The sequence below is a fragment of the Pseudomonas sp. TMW22091 genome, assembly GCF_022496705.1.
Taxonomy (GTDB): Bacteria; Pseudomonadota; Gammaproteobacteria; order Pseudomonadales; family Pseudomonadaceae; genus Aquipseudomonas; species Aquipseudomonas saxonica.
On sequence record NZ_SCFI01000006.1, the window covers coordinates 175,694 to 190,890 of the forward strand.

The following is a 15,197-nucleotide window of genomic DNA, read 5'->3' on the forward strand; positions in this document are numbered from 1 at the left end:
GGTCAGAGCCGCCGGGGAAAGCGAAGGAAGGCCGAAGCCCCCAATCACCAGCATTAGTCACAGTGCACCTTTTGAAAAACTGCTGCGTTGGAACAGACCGATGGCAACCACCGGTTCGATACAAGCCACACATTTTTTTAAAATCGCCCAGCAAAGACTGCTTGGTAATCGGCAACTTCTGTAATTCTGGTGAATCTACAGAAGTTGTATCAAGAAGGGAGCGTAGTCTACCGGAAACCCCCTTTCAGCTCAAACCTTGATCGCTGGAAGTTGGCAGCCACTGTAATTTCCAGCGTCCACAGGGGCTGGAGTCCAGTCCGGGCACGTTTGCCACCGCCAATAACTGCTCATTTACAGATACAAGCGGCAATCTGCCACGGGCAAACAGCGGAACACCGCGCTCGTTCAACAGACGTTTGAGGTCGCGATGCCCCCGTTGTGCCAACTCCATCACTTCACCGCCTTGACGATAGCTCACTTGCACAGAGCCAGCGGGAATATCTCCGTGCAGGCTGAGCAAACCGTTACCCGGCAAGACGAGCGGATGCTGCGGCTGCATCCACAATCCGGGCGCAACAGGTGGCTTTAGCCAATCACCTGAAAGCCACCACACTCGCCCACTCGCACGATGCATTTCCCCACCCGCCAGGCGCCATATCGGCTGCGCCCCTTCACGGGCATCACGAAGGGTTTCCCACCCGGCCCAATGCTCCGTATCAGGCATGGGACTGAATGCATTGAGCCAATGACGCAAGGCGTTGCGCTGACGTGCAGGCGACATACGGGCAAGTGGAGCCAGCTCCAGCGATGGAACGCCTAGCCAGTCGAACGCTGTGGGCGAAACAGCGGCCTGTAAATCCTGTTCAGCCAATTCGCTCAGCAAGCCTTGAGCTTCAGCGCAGTGATCGGCATTGCGGGCGAGCGTGGTGGTGGCTTGCGGCCAGCGACGCTCGAGAACCGGAAGCACTTCATGACGCAAATAATTGCGGGAAAAGTTTGTCTGACTGTTGGAGGGATCTTCAACCCATGTCAGGCGCTGGTCATGAGCGTACGCCTCCAGTTCGGCTCGGGACACGTCCAGTAAAGGTCGACACAGTGAACCTTGCCCCAAGCGGCGCTGGCGCGGCATACCTGCCAGACCGTTCACCCCAGCGCCACGTAACAGACGAAAGAGCACGGTTTCAGCTTGATCATCACGGTGCTGCCCTGTCAGCAACACCTCATCGGCACGAGTGCAGGCCACAAACGCCTGATAGCGCGCCTCCCGCGCAGCCCGCTCAAGGCTTGCGCCAGGTTGCACCTGTACGCGAATGACCTGTAATGGAACCTTCAACTCATCACACAACGCCTGGCAATGGGCCGGCCACGCGTCAGCTGTCGCCTGAAGACCATGATGGACATGGACAGCGGTGATCGGGGGGAGTGAATGGGTTTGACGGAGTTGAACGAGAAGATGCAGCAGAACGGTAGAGTCAAGACCGCCGGAGAAGGCGACGTGCCAGGCTTTGGCTTTGCGCCAGGCTTTCAAGGCTTGAAGGAGCTGGATTGAGAGGTTGGGCATCACACAATCCCGCGAAAAAAAGCCATCAAGATCAAAAGCCCCTCACCCTAGCCCTCTCCCGGAGGGAGAGGGAACTGATTGCGCGCGACGCCAAGAACACCTCCAATCAGCGCCCTCTCCCTCTGGGAGGGCAACTGACTGCACGGGGCGTCAAGAACACCTACAATCAGCTCCCTCTCCCTTTGAGAGAGGGTTGGGGTGAGGGTCAGCCGTTAATCAAAATCAAAAGCCCCTCACCCTAGCCCTCTCCCGGAGGGAGAGGGAACTGATTGCGCGCGACTCCAAGATCACCTCCAATCAGCTCCCTCTCCCTCTGGGAGGGCAACTGACTGCACGGGGCGTCAAGAACACCTCCAATCAGCTCCCTCTCCCTTTGGGAGAGGGTTGGGGTGAGGGTCAGCCTTTAATCAGAGACCGTAGCTCATCAAGCGATCATAACGACGCTTAAGCAAGGTTTCGTGATCCAGCTTGTTCAGCATGTCGAGCTGGGAAATAAGATCGGCACGAATGGTGGCAGACGCCGCCGCCGGGTCACGGTGCGCGCCGCCCAAAGGCTCGCCAATCACCTTGTCCACGATGCCCAGGCCTTTCAAACGATCGGCCGTAATGCCCATCGCCTCAGCAGCGTCCGGCGCCTTCTCGGCCGTTTTCCACAGAATCGAAGCACAGCCCTCAGGCGAGATAACCGCGTAGGTCGAGTACTGCAACATGTTCAACTGATCGCAAACACCGATCGCCAACGCACCGCCCGAACCGCCTTCACCAATAACCGTGGCGATAATCGGTGTTTTCAGACGCGACATGACGCGCAGGTTCCAGGCAATTGCTTCGCTCTGGTTGCGCTCTTCAGCGTCAATCCCAGGGTAGGCACCCGGCGTATCGATAAAGGTCAGGATCGGCATTTTGAAGCGCTCGGCCATTTCCATCAGACGGCAGGCCTTGCGGTAGCCTTCAGGACGCGGCATGCCGAAGTTGCGGCGAACCTTTTCGCGCACTTCACGCCCTTTCTGGTGACCAATCACCATTACTGGCTGATCGTCCAGACGCGCAATACCACCCACGATCGCCGCATCGTCAGAGAAGTGACGGTCGCCGTGCAACTCATCAAACTCGGTGAAGATATGCTCGATGTAGTCAAGCGTGTAAGGACGACGCGGGTGACGGGCCAGACGGGCAATCTGCCAGCTGGTCAGTTTGCCGAAAATATCTTCAGTCAGCGTTTTGCTTTTGTCTTGCAGACGAGAGATTTCATCACTGATATTCAGCGAATTATCATTACCAACCAAGCGCAACTCTTCGATTTTGGCTTGCAGGTCAGCAATCGGCTGTTCGAAATCAAGAAAATTCGGGTTCATAAGCATCCGTCTTGGGTCGGCGGCAAAGCATGCCAGGAGGTCTAAAACCCAGCATTTGCTGGTGTATAGCGCCTCACTGGGGCAGCCGGTTGATCTGTATCGCGCCTACCTTAAGGGACAGGCGCTCTCAGGTCGAGATTAAAAATTCAGGTCAAGGTCAGGACGCGGCTATCGCCCCTGACCATCAACGGTATTGGAGGAAGACGTTGTCTCGCCCAAACTGGTCACGCAAGGCTTGAATCAAGCTATCCGCCGGATCAATTCGCCAGGTCTCGCCAAACTGCAACATGGCTTTGGCGCCTTCCCCGGTGTACTCCATGGTAATCGGGCACGCGCCACGGTGTTTCTTGAACAATTCGCCCAACCAACGCAACTGATCCCCCTTGAGCGCCGCTTGCGCCACTTTCAATCGCAGGCTTTCGGCCAGATTGGTGCGCGCATCTTCCATGCTCATCACGCGCTTGACCCGCAGTCGCAAGCCGCCCGAGAAGTCGTCATTGCTGACTTCACCCTCGACCACCACCATCGCATCCGTCTGCAATAAGGATTGAGCTGAATGAAATGCCTCAGCAAACAGCGAGGCTTCAATCCGGCCCGAGCGGTCATCGAGGGTGATAAAGCCCATCTTGTCGCCCTTTTTATTCTTCATCACTCGCAAGGCGATAATCATGCCAGCCACAGTCTGAGTATCACGAGCCGGCTTCAAGTCGATAATGCGCTGGCGGGCGAAACGACGAATTTCACCTTCATATTCATCGATCGGGTGCCCCGTCAGGTACAGACCGAGGGTGTCCTTCTCACCTTTGAGACGCTCCTTAAGCGTCAGTTCCTTAGCCTTGCGATGATTGGCATAGACGTCGGCGTCTTCCTCGACAAACAGACCGCCAAACAGGTCGGCGTGCCCACTGTCATGGGTACGCGCCGTCTGCTCAGCGGCCTTGATGGCTTCTTCCATGGCCGCCAGCAACACCGCGCGATTCTGGTCAATGCTCGCTTGCCACGCTTTGGGCTCATCATGAAAAAACGGCCCAAGCCGGTCCAGTGCACCACTGCGGATAAGACCATCAAGGGTACGTTTATTGATCCGCTTAAGGTCAACCCGTGCGCAGAAATCGAACAAATCCGTAAACGGACCATTCTGTCGCGCCTCAGTAATTGCCTCTACCGGGCCCTCACCGACACCCTTGATCGCGCCAAGGCCGTAAATAATCCGGCCTTCATCGTTTACCGTGAACTTGAACTCCGAAGCATTCACATCCGGCGCGTCAAGACGCAGCTTCATGGTGCGAATTTCTTCGATCAAGGTCACGACCTTGTCGGTGTTATGCATATCCGCCGACAGTACCGCGGCCATGAAAGGCGCCGGGTAATGGGTTTTCAGCCATGCGGTCTGGTAGGACACCAGGCCATAGGCTGCGGAGTGAGACTTGTTGAAGCCATAGCCGGCAAATTTCTCTACCAGGTCGAAAATGTTACCGGCCAGATCGGCATCAATGTTGTTGTTGGCGCAACCTTCAATAAAGCCGCCACGCTGCTTGGCCATTTCTTCGGGCTTTTTCTTACCCATCGCCCGACGCAGCATGTCTGCGCCACCCAGCGTGTAACCCGCCATGACCTGAGCAATCTGCATCACCTGTTCTTGATACAGAATGATGCCGTAGGTCGGCGCCAAGACAGGCTTCAAGCCTTCGTATTGATAATCGGAGTGCGGGTAAGCCAGCTCGGCACGGCCGTGCTTACGGTTGATGAAGTCATCCACCATGCCGGATTGCAAAGGGCCCGGACGGAACAAGGCCACCAGTGCGATCAAATCTTCCAGGCAGTCGGGCTTGAGCTTTTTGATCAGCTCTTTCATGCCGCGCGACTCTAGCTGGAACACCGCGGTGGTTTCAGCTTTTTGCAGCAGTTGATACGTCGGCTTGTCGTCCAGCGGGATAAAGGCGATATCCAGCGGCGGCTCATCGACTTTGGCGCGATCGCGGTTGATGGTTTTCAGTGCCCAGTCGATAACCGTCAAGGTTCTCAGGCCGAGGAAGTCGAACTTCACCAGACCCGCAGATTCAACGTCATCCTTGTCGAACTGGGTGACCAGGCCGCCACCCTCTTCATCGCAATAAATCGGCGAAAAGTCGGTGAGTTTGGTTGGCGCAATTACCACACCACCGGCGTGCTTACCTACGTTACGCACAACGCCTTCAAGCTTTCGAGCCATTTCCCAGATTTCTGCCGCTTCCTCATCAACCTTGATGAAATCGCGCAGAATCTCTTCTTGCTCGTAGGCTTTTTCCAGCGTCATGCCCACTTCAAACGGAATCATCTTCGACAGACGATCCGCCAGTCCGTAGGACTTGCCCTGAACCCGCGCCACGTCTCGAATAACCGCTTTCGCAGCCATCGAACCGAAGGTAATGATCTGGCTTACAGCATTGCGGCCGTACTTGTCAGCCACGTATTCAATGACCCGATCGCGACCATCCATGCAGAAGTCGACGTCGAAGTCGGGCATCGACACCCGTTCCGGGTTAAGGAAACGTTCGAACAGCAGATCGTATTCCAACGGGTCCAGGTCAGTAATCTTCTGCACATAGGCCACCAGCGAGCCGGCACCCGACCCACGGCCCGGGCCTACAGGCACGCCGTTGCTTTTAGCCCACTGGATAAAGTCCATTACGATCAGGAAGTAACCGGGGAAGCCCATCTGGATAATGATATCCAGCTCAAAATTCAGACGGTCGACATACACCTGACGCTTGGTGTCGTAGTCTTCGGTGGTGTCTTTGGGCAGCAGAACGCTCAAGCGATCTTCAAGCCCCTCAAACGACACCTTGCGGAAATATTCGTCAATGGTCATGCCATCGGGAATCGGGAAGTTGGGCAAAAAGTGAGTGCCCAGCTTCACGTCGATATTGCAGCGCTTGGCAATTTCAACCGAGTTAGCCAGTGCCTCAGGCAAGTCACTGAACAGTTCAGCCATTTCATCGGCGCTTTTCAGGTACTGCTGATCGCTGTAGTTCTTGGAGCGGCGCGGGTCATCAAGGGCCCGGCCTTCACCAATGCATACGCGGGTTTCGTGAGCTTCGAAATCTTGCTGGCGCAAGAACCGCACATCGTTGGTGGCCACCAGTGGAACGCCGAGCTTGTCCGCCAATGCGACAGCACCGTGCAAGTGCTCCTCATCATTGGGACGCTTGGTGCGCTGCACCTCTAGGTAGAAGCGGTCCGGAAATACTGACATCCATTCACGGGTCAGCATTTCGGCCTCTTGCGTATTACCACTGATCAGTGCGACGCCAATTTCACCCTCTTTGGCGGCTGACAGCATGATCAAACCTTCAGCCGCTTCAGCGACCCACTCACGCTCGATGATCACCTGACCATTGCGCTGGCCTTCGATGTACCCCCGGGAGATCAACTCGGTGAGGTTGCGATAGCCCAAAGGGTCCATCGCCAACAGGCTGATTCGGCTTAGCGGGTTTTCCGGGTCTTTGTTCGACAGCCACAGATCAGCACCACTGATCGGCTTGATCCCACCGCCCATGGCGGCTTTGTAGAACTTGACCAGGGAACACATATTGTTCTGGTCAGTCACCGCCACGGCAGGCATGTTCATACCGACCAGGGTTTTGATCAGCGGCTTGATCCGCACCAGGCCATCGACCAGTGAGTATTCGGTGTGCAGGCGCAGGTGAACGAATGAAGCCGGCATGGTGATCCTGTCTATAAGCTTTGAAAAACAACAAGGCCCGGATTGTACCGGGCCTTGGCAAAAACATCAGCCTCGCGGCTAAACCTTGGCAAACCCTTCGCGGGCTTCGTAGGCACGGCGCACCGGACCAAACGAACGCCGATGAATCGGTGTTGGGCCCAGACGCTCTAACGCCTCAAGGTGAACAGAGGTCGGATAGCCTTTGTGGCCACCAATCCCGTAACCCGGATATTGCAATTCAAACGCCGCCATTTCACGGTCGCGACTGACCTTGGCCAATATAGAAGCGGCTGCAATAGCAGGTACTTTGCTGTCGCCCTTGACCACTGCCTCAGCGGGCATCGTCAATACAGGGCAGCGATTACCGTCGATCATGGCCAGATTAGGGGTAATGCTAAGCCCTTCAACCGCTCGCTGCATGGCCAACATCGTAGCGTGCAGGATATTGAGCTCGTCAATTTCCTCGACCTCTGCACGGGCGATATGCCAGCTCAGCGCCTTCTCACAAATTTCATCAAACAGCTTTTCACGGCGTGTTTCTGTGAGTTTTTTCGAGTCATTGAGGCCAAGAATAGGACGATTGGGGTCGAGAATGACCGCCGCCGTGACTACCGCACCGCATAGCGGACCACGGCCAACTTCATCAACACCGGCCACGAGCTCTTCGACCAGATTGAAATCCAATCCGATTTGCATAGACACTTTACTCATTAAGGTTTTGCTATCAGGTCCAGTACCGCATGGGCGGCCTGATTGGAAGCGTCGAGACGCAAAGTTCGATGGATCTCGTCAAAGCTGCGAGTCTGCTCTTCACCGCCATCCAGTAAAGGCAACAACGCGCTAGCCAATGCCTCTGGCGTGGCATCGTCCTGTAAAAGCTCAGGAACCAGCATCCGTTGAGCAAGCAGGTTGGGCAGCGAGACGTAAGGGCTTTTGACCAAACGCTTGAGAATCCAGAAAGTCAGGCGGGCCAGGCGATAAGCCACAACCATAGGGCGTTTGTACAGAAGCGCTTCGAGTGTCGCGGTGCCTGATGCAATCAACACGGCATCGCAGGCGGCCAGAGCCAGATGCGAACGCCCGTCCAACAGCGTCAGCGGCAGATCACGCCCCACCAGCATTTGCTCGATCTGTGCACGTCGCGCAGCATTGGCACAAGGCAGTACAAAGCGAACATCTGGACGAGATTGACGAATAATCTGCGCAGCATCGAGAAACAGCCCACCGAGTTTGGCGACTTCTCCACCACGACTGCCGGGCATCAACGCGACCAGCGGCCCATCAGACAAGCCCAACTCGGCGCGAGCAGCGACCTTATCAGCCTCAAGCGGAATCGTATCGGCGAGTGTGTGACCGACAAAACGCACCGGCACACCCTTCTCTTCGTAGAATTTGGCTTCGAACGGTAAAAGCGTGAGCATCAAATCGCAGCCTTCGCGAATCTTCAGCACCCGTTTTTGGCGCCACGCCCATACGGACGGGCTGACGTAATGCACAGTCTTGATTCCCGCACGACGCAATTGAAGCTCAATATTGAGTGTGAAGTCAGGAGCATCAATACCGATAAATACATCAGGCTTTTCAGCGATCAGGGTTTGTACCAGATCCTTGCGCCGCTTGAGCAGTTCTCGCAAGCGCCCCAGCACTTCAACAAGGCCCATTACCGACAGGCGCTCCATCGGGAAGTAAGAGGTCATGCCCTCGGCTTCCATCAACGGACCACCCACACCGATAAATTCGATATCCGAATGCTGAGCCTTGAGCGCTCGCATCAACCCCGAACCCAAAATGTCGCCCGAGGCCTCGCCCGCCACCAATGCAATGCGCAATCTGGCCATAATTAGCGTGTAATGCCGCGGGTTGAGGAGCGGATGGACTCAACAAAAATAGCCACTTCCGGGAACTGTGCAGCAGGTTCGGCCAATTCGACCAACGCCTGTTCAACGGTCAGACCCTGACGGTAAACCACTTTATAGGCGCGACGCAGCGCATGAATGGCATCATCGCTAAACCCACGGCGACGCATGCCTTCGAAGTTCATGCTGCGCGCTTTTGCCGGACTGCCAAACACCGTCACAAACGCTGGTACATCCTTGCCAATCGCCGTACCCATGCCCGAAAAGCTGTGAGCACCGATGTGGCAGAACTGATGAACCAGGGTGAAGCCCGACAGTATCGCCCAGTCGCCCATATGCACATGGCCCGCCAGCGCGGCGTTATTGACCAGAATGCAGTGGTTGCCGATCACGCTGTCATGACCGATATGGGCATAGGCCATGACCAGATTGTGATCGCCTAATGTCGTTTCGGCGCGATCCTGGATCGTCCCGCGGTGTATGGTGACCCCTTCACGAATAACGTTGTGGTCGCCAATGACCAAGCGAGTGTCTTCACCCTTGTACTTGAGATCAGGCGTGTCCTCGCCTACCGAAGAAAATTGGTAGATGCGATTGTGCTTACCGATCCTGGTTGAGCCCTTGATGATCACATGCGGCCCAATCACAGTCCCCTCGCCGATTTCCACACCTGCGCCGATGATCGACCAAGGGCCGACCTCGACGTCGTCGGCCAGTACGGCCGTCGGATCGATGATTGCGCGAGGGTCAATCAAACTCATAGTTTGCGTTCCGCGCAGATAATCTCAGCCGAACAGACAGGCTTGCCATCAACTGTGGCCTGACATTCGAATTTCCAGATAGAGCGCTTGCTGCTCAGGAACTTGGCTTCCAGAATCAGTTGATCACCTGGCAACACCGGCTGACGGAAACGCAGTTTGTCAGAGCCTACGAAATAATAGAGTGTGCCGTCAGACGGCTTCAGATCCATCATCTTGAAACCCAGAATGCCAGCAGCCTGAGCCATCGCTTCAATGATCAGAACGCCCGGCATGATTGGATGCGCCGGGAAATGACCGTTGAAAAAAGGTTCGTTGATGCTGACATTCTTGTAGGCACGAATGCGCTTGTTCTCGACATCCAGATCCACCACTCGGTCCACCAGCAGGAACGGGTAACGGTGGGGCAGATATTCGCGAATCTCGTTGATGTCCATCATTTCGTGGGGAAGCCTGTAATAAAGATTGGGCGCGCGCAACTAAGGCGCGCTCCTCTAGCAAATCAAGGAGGCAAACCAGTGGCTATGCACTCTTGATATGGAAAATGTACTAGCCCTCTGAAGAAGCTTTGCTGTTCGGGGTCACTTCCCCTACGCGCTTCTCCAGATGTTTTAGCCGCCGGGCAATATCGTCAAGCTGACGAATCCGTGCAGCGCTCTTGCGCCACTCGGCTGCTGGCTGCATGGCAGTGCCTGAAGAATAGGCGCCCGGCTCGGTAATCGAGTGGGTCACCATCGTCATGCCGGTCAAAAATACGTTGTCACAGATTTCAATGTGTCCGACCAAACCGACGCCACCGGCCAACATGCAATGTTTGCCAATTTTAGTACTACCGGAAATTCCGACACAGGCGGCCATCGCCGTATGGTCACCGATATGCACGTTGTGAGCGATTTGTATCTGGTTATCGAGCTTGACGCCATTACCGATGACTGTATCGGCCAAAGCACCACGATCGATTGCCGTATTAACGCCAATTTCGACGTCATCACCGACGGTCACACCACCGATTTGGGCGATTTTTTGCCAGACACCTTTCTCATTGGCAAAGCCAAAGCCTTCACCGCCGAGCACAGCACCCGATTGAATGACCACTCGCTTGCCGATGCGCACATCGTGATAAAGCGTCACACGAGGCGCCAGCCAGCCGTTTTCACCGATCTCACAGCGCGCACCGATGAAGCACTGAGCCCCCACCGTAACCCCGGCGGCTATTCGCGCGCCGCTTTCGATCACAGCAAAAGCCCCAATGCTTGCACCAGGGTCAACCATGGCATCCTCAGCAATTACCGCTGTCAGGTGAACACCGGCAGAGGCTTTTGGCTTGGGATCAAACAGGTGTGAAATTCGCGCATAAGCCAGATAAGGATCGGGCACAACCAGCGCATCACCGGCATATTCTTCAGCGTCAGCGGCCTTGAGCAAAACGGCTCCGGCGTGGCAGTCGACCAGGAACTTTCGGTACTGAGGGTTGGCCAGAAAGCTCAACTGAGCTGGGCCAGCCTCTTGCAAAGTGGCTAGCCCAGTGATTTCTTTCTCCGCGGGGCCACGCAACGTGGCACCGAGGAACTCGGCCAATTGGCCGAGTTTTATAGTCGCAGTCATAATTACTTCAGCTGGTTCATGCGCTCGATAACCTGGCGAGTAATGTCGTACTGAGGTTTGACATCAATCACAGCACCACGCTCGAACACCAGGTCAAAGGCACCTTTCTTGATGACTTCTTCAACAGCGCTGTCCAGTTTTGGCTTGAGCTGTTTCAGCATTTCACGGTCAGCAACGGCTTTGGCTTCGTTCAGCTCCTTGGATTGGAACTGGAAGTCACGGGCCTTTTGCTTGAATTCAAGCTCCAGACGCTCACGCTCGCCCTGGGCCATTTTGTCGCCGCCTTTTACCAGACGGTCCTGAATGCCTTTGGCGCTGCTTTCCAGGCTTTTCAGCTTGGTCAGTTGCGGGCCGAACTTCTTCTCGGCATCAACGGCATAACGCTTGGCTGCGTCTGATTCGAGCAATGCCATCTGATAGTTCAGGACGGCAATTTTCATGTCGGCGAATGCCGGGCCAGCCACTAAAAGCGAAGCCAGGAGAACCAATTGAGTCAACTTACGCACGATGCACTCCTAAAAAATCCGTTATCTGTCGCTAAGGTCAGGCTTTTAGAAAGTCTGGCCGAGGGAAAACTGGAACACTTGGGTTTCTGCATCATTAGGCTTCTTGATCGGCATGGCCAAGCTGAAGCTCAGCGGGCCCAGAGCCGTCACCCACGTCACGCCAAGACCCACAGAGCTGGCCATGTTACTGAAGCCGATGTCGCAATCCTTAGTGTCGCCTTTGCAGTTGGTGTCGAACACGTTACCGACATCCCAGAATACTGACGTACGCAGGGAGCGCTGATCTTTCACGAACGGCATCGGGAACAGGACTTCAACACCACCCTGGATCAGCACGTTACCACCAAATGGTAGCGGATCTTGATCCGGGTCAGCGATGGTGCCTGGGTTTTTACCCGAGCTCGGCGTACTGCGAGGGCCCAAGGTGCTGTCTTTGAAACCACGTACCGAGTTGAAACCACCTGCGTAGTAGTTCTCGTAGAACGGCAGCCCCGAGGTCGAACCGTAACCGTCGCCATAGCCCAACTCAGTGTGCAGACGCATGGTGTAGGTGTCGCTCAACGGTTGGAACAACTGAGCACGGTAATCAAGCTTGTAGAACTGCAAGTCGCTGCCCGGGATGGTCGATTCAAGCACCAGACTCTGCGAGGTACCGCGGGTTGGCAATACGCCCTTGTTCAGGGTCGACTCAGACCAGCCTACCGACGCCTTGAAGTTGAGGTACTTGTCGCCTTCACGGTTTACGAAGTCGAAAATCTCGTCAACGGTGTACTGACCTGTGCTGATTTCATCTTGCTGCACGCTCAAGCCGTAGGTCAGACGCGAGGTATCACTGATCGGATAACCCATCGTGATACCGGCACCCAGGCTGTCAACGGAGTAGTTGGCAACGTCAACGTCCAGCTCTTTGTAGTCAGTGGTACGGTAGAAAACGTTGTAACCCAGGCTCACACCGTCCGCAGTCCAGTACGGGTCAACGTAGCTGAAGTTGTAACGGCTTTGATATTCGCTGCGCGTCAGGCCGATGCTGACCTTGTTACCGGTACCCAGGAAGTTGTTCTGTGTGATCGAACCACCCAGAATCAAGCCCGCGCTCTGCGCGAAACCAACGCTGGCGGTAATGGAACCCGAAGCCTGTTCCTCTACGGCGTAGTTCACGTCTACCTGGTCATCAGTGCCTGGCACTGCCGGGGTTTCAACGTTCACTTCCTTGAAGAAGCCCAGACGCTCAAGGCGCACCTTGGACTGGTCGATCAGGTACGTCGATGCCCAGCCACCTTCCATCTGGCGCATTTCACGACGCAGCACTTCGTCTTCGGACTTAGTGTTGCCGCGGTAGTTGATACGGTTAACGTAAGCACGCTTGCCCGGATCGACTACGAATGTAATGGCAACGGTGTGATTCTCAGGATCGGGTTGCGGCACGGCGTTCACGTTAGCGAACGTATAGCCCTCGTTACCCAGACGGCGAGTAATCAGCTCGGAAGTGGTGGTCATCAGCTTGCGCGAGAAGACCTGACCCGGCTGAACCAGCAACAGCGACTTGATCTGATCTTCCGGCACCTTGAGGTCACCGCTCAGCTTCACTTCGCCGACATTGTATTTTTCGCCTTCGTTCACGTTGACCGTGATGTAGACGTTTTTCTTGTCAGGTGTGATCGATACCTGCGTCGAAGCAATATCCATATTGATATAGCCACGATCGAGGTAGTAAGAGCGCAGACGCTCAAGGTCACCCGACAGTTTTTCACGTGCGTACTTGTCGTCGTTCTTGAAGAACGACAACCAGTTCGTGGTTTTCAGTTCGAACAGATCAACCAGATCGTCTTCAGGGAAGACGGTATTACCCACCACGTTGATGTGCTGGATAGAGGCAACGGTGCCTTCATTGATGTTGACCTTCAATGCAACACGGTTGCGTGGCTCAGGCACCACTTCGGTGTCTACCGTAGCGGAGTAACGACCTTGTGCAACGTATTGACGTTGCAGCTCGTTACGTACGCCCTCAAGGGTTGCACGCTGGAAGATTTCACCTTCGGCCAGACCCGACTGCTTCAGACCCTTCATCAGGTCATCAGTGGAAATGGCCTTGTTACCGTCAATCGTGATGCTGGAGACGGAAGGACGCTCGACAACCGTAATGACAAGCACATTGCCATCACGACCCAGTTGGATATCCTGAAAGAACCCGGTTTTGAACAACGCACGAGTGGATTCCACCAAACGGCGGTCATCCGCTACTTCACCCACGTTCAGCGGTAACGCACCAAACACACTGCCGGCGGAAACCCGCTGCAGCCCGTTGACACGGATATCAGAGACAGTGAAGGACTCGGCGTGAACTTCGGTGATCATCAGTACGGCGAGAACCGCAGTTAGCAGCAGACGTTTCATGAAGTCCTTTCTTATTTCCAACTGGCAATAAACAAACTGCCGCAAAATGCGGCAGATTCGCAATTCAGCGAAGTGTTTACAGACGGCCCAAATCGTTGACCAGGGCAAGAAGCATCACCCCAACCACCAAACTGATGCCAATCTGCATCCCCCAACCCTGCACCCGATCTGACAAGGGACGACCACGCGCCCACTCGATCAGATAAAACAACAAATGCCCCCCATCCAGTACCGGGATGGGCAACAAGTTCAGAACTCCAAGGCTAATACTCAGATAAGCCAAGAAATTCAGGAAATCCGCGACACCCGACTGGGCAGAAGCGCCCGCCACTTTAGCAATGGTTATCGGTCCACTCAAGTTTTTTACCGAGAGCTCGCCGAACAACATTTTCTTCAGGGAATCGAGCGTCAATACGCTCATGGTCCAAGTCCGCTTTACCCCCTCGCCGACAGCGGCGACCGGGCCAAAACTGACCTCCCGAATCATTGCTGGTGGCCAATCGACGCCTTTGACGCCAGCGCCCAGGTAACCCGCAGCGTCCTTGCCCTCGCCGCGAGAAGCGAGCGTGACAGGCACCTCGACAGGAACACCATCACGCTCAACACGCAACACAATGCGGGCATCCGGACGCTCTCGCACCCAGTCGACGACTTGCTGCCAGTCCTTGACCGGCTGATCGTTCATGGACAAGAGCTTGTCACCGGTTTTAAGGCCCGCGGCTTGCGCCGGGCCTTTCGGGTCAAGTTCTGCCAGTACGGCAGGCAATTCAGGACGCCAAGGCCGAATACCCAGCGACTTGATGGGGTCTGGCTCGTTTGCATTCTTGAGCCAGTCGTGAAGCGTCAGCTGATGGGTGGATTCCACCTCTGAGTCAGGACCACGTACTGCAACCTTTATGGAGCCGCTTTCGCCGAGGCGACGCACCAGCTGCAGATTCACATTCGACCAGCCGCCGGTTGGCTCGCCATCAATGGAAACAATTTCCTGACCCGCTACTAAACCGGCCTGCGCAGCCAGACTGCCGCTTTCAACTGCACCAATGACGGGGCGCACTTGCTGGCTGCCCATCATGGCCAATATCCAGAAGAACACGATGGCCAGCAGAAAGTTGGCAACCGGCCCGGCCGCTACAATGGCAATGCGCTGCCCGACGGTCTTGCGGTTGAAAGACTGGTCGCGTAGCTCCAAAGGCACGTCACCTTCGCGCTCGTCGAGCATTTTGACGTAACCGCCCAACGGAATGGCGGCGATTACGAACTCAGTGCCCTGACGATCATGCCAACGAACCAAAGGCGTGCCGAAGCCCACAGAAAAACGCAGAACCTTGACGCCACACCGGCGCGCCACCCAAAAGTGGCCGAATTCATGAAAAGTGACCAGCACCCCCAATGCCACCAGGGTGCCAACAATCATATAGAGCGCACTCATCTACTTTTCTCCGCATTCACGTCCGGT

The 15,197-nt window shown here is 55.5% G+C and carries 11 protein-coding genes; all 11 read right to left on the reverse strand.

Going from position 1 to position 15,197, the window contains the following annotated elements; translation table 11 throughout:
• Nucleotides 1-244: 244 nt before the first annotated feature.
• Nucleotides 245-1,561, reverse strand: a complete 1,317-nt coding sequence (tilS, locus tag EQV93_RS13685; RefSeq protein WP_240891742.1) for a tRNA lysidine(34) synthetase TilS — start codon at nucleotides 1,559-1,561, stop codon at nucleotides 245-247.
• 407 nt (nucleotides 1,562-1,968) lie between these two features.
• Nucleotides 1,969-2,916: an acetyl-CoA carboxylase carboxyltransferase subunit alpha gene (locus EQV93_RS13690; protein WP_122782409.1), complete on the reverse strand. Its 948-nt coding sequence runs from the start codon at nucleotides 2,914-2,916 to the stop codon at nucleotides 1,969-1,971.
• Between the two features lie 184 nt (nucleotides 2,917-3,100).
• Entirely contained in the window at nucleotides 3,101-6,622 is a 3,522-nt protein-coding gene (gene dnaE / locus EQV93_RS13695; protein ID WP_240891743.1) for a DNA polymerase III subunit alpha, read from the reverse strand.
• Between the two features lie 78 nt (nucleotides 6,623-6,700).
• Nucleotides 6,701-7,318, reverse strand: coding sequence for a ribonuclease HII (gene rnhB, locus EQV93_RS13700; RefSeq protein WP_240891744.1), 618 nt, complete (start codon nucleotides 7,316-7,318; stop codon nucleotides 6,701-6,703).
• A 14-nt stretch (nucleotides 7,319-7,332) separates the two neighbouring features.
• Nucleotides 7,333-8,460, reverse strand: a complete 1,128-nt coding sequence (lpxB, locus tag EQV93_RS13705; protein ID WP_146425193.1) for a lipid-A-disaccharide synthase — start codon at nucleotides 8,458-8,460, stop codon at nucleotides 7,333-7,335.
• Nucleotides 8,461-8,462: 2 nt separating this feature from the next.
• Nucleotides 8,463-9,239: an acyl-ACP--UDP-N-acetylglucosamine O-acyltransferase gene (lpxA, locus tag EQV93_RS13710; RefSeq protein ID WP_122782413.1), complete on the reverse strand. Its 777-nt coding sequence runs from the start codon at nucleotides 9,237-9,239 to the stop codon at nucleotides 8,463-8,465.
• Nucleotides 9,236-9,676, reverse strand: coding sequence for a 3-hydroxyacyl-ACP dehydratase FabZ (fabZ, locus tag EQV93_RS13715; protein WP_122782414.1), 441 nt, complete (start codon nucleotides 9,674-9,676; stop codon nucleotides 9,236-9,238). Before fabZ ends, lpxA begins: the two co-directional genes overlap by 4 nt.
• Before the next feature lie 109 nt (nucleotides 9,677-9,785).
• Entirely contained in the window at nucleotides 9,786-10,841 is a 1,056-nt protein-coding gene (gene lpxD / locus EQV93_RS13720) for a UDP-3-O-(3-hydroxymyristoyl)glucosamine N-acyltransferase (protein ID WP_240891745.1), read from the reverse strand.
• A 2-nt stretch (nucleotides 10,842-10,843) separates the two neighbouring features.
• Nucleotides 10,844-11,347: an OmpH family outer membrane protein gene (locus EQV93_RS13725; protein ID WP_122782416.1), complete on the reverse strand. Its 504-nt coding sequence runs from the start codon at nucleotides 11,345-11,347 to the stop codon at nucleotides 10,844-10,846.
• 45 nt (nucleotides 11,348-11,392) lie between these two features.
• Nucleotides 11,393-13,741 (reverse strand): outer membrane protein assembly factor BamA, encoded by a 2,349-nt coding sequence (gene bamA / locus EQV93_RS13730; RefSeq protein WP_240891746.1) that lies wholly within the window; start codon nucleotides 13,739-13,741, stop codon nucleotides 11,393-11,395.
• A gap of 76 nt (nucleotides 13,742-13,817) precedes the next feature.
• Entirely contained in the window at nucleotides 13,818-15,170 is a 1,353-nt protein-coding gene (rseP, locus tag EQV93_RS13735; protein WP_146385278.1) for a sigma E protease regulator RseP, read from the reverse strand.
• Between the last annotated feature and the right edge of the window lie 27 nt (nucleotides 15,171-15,197).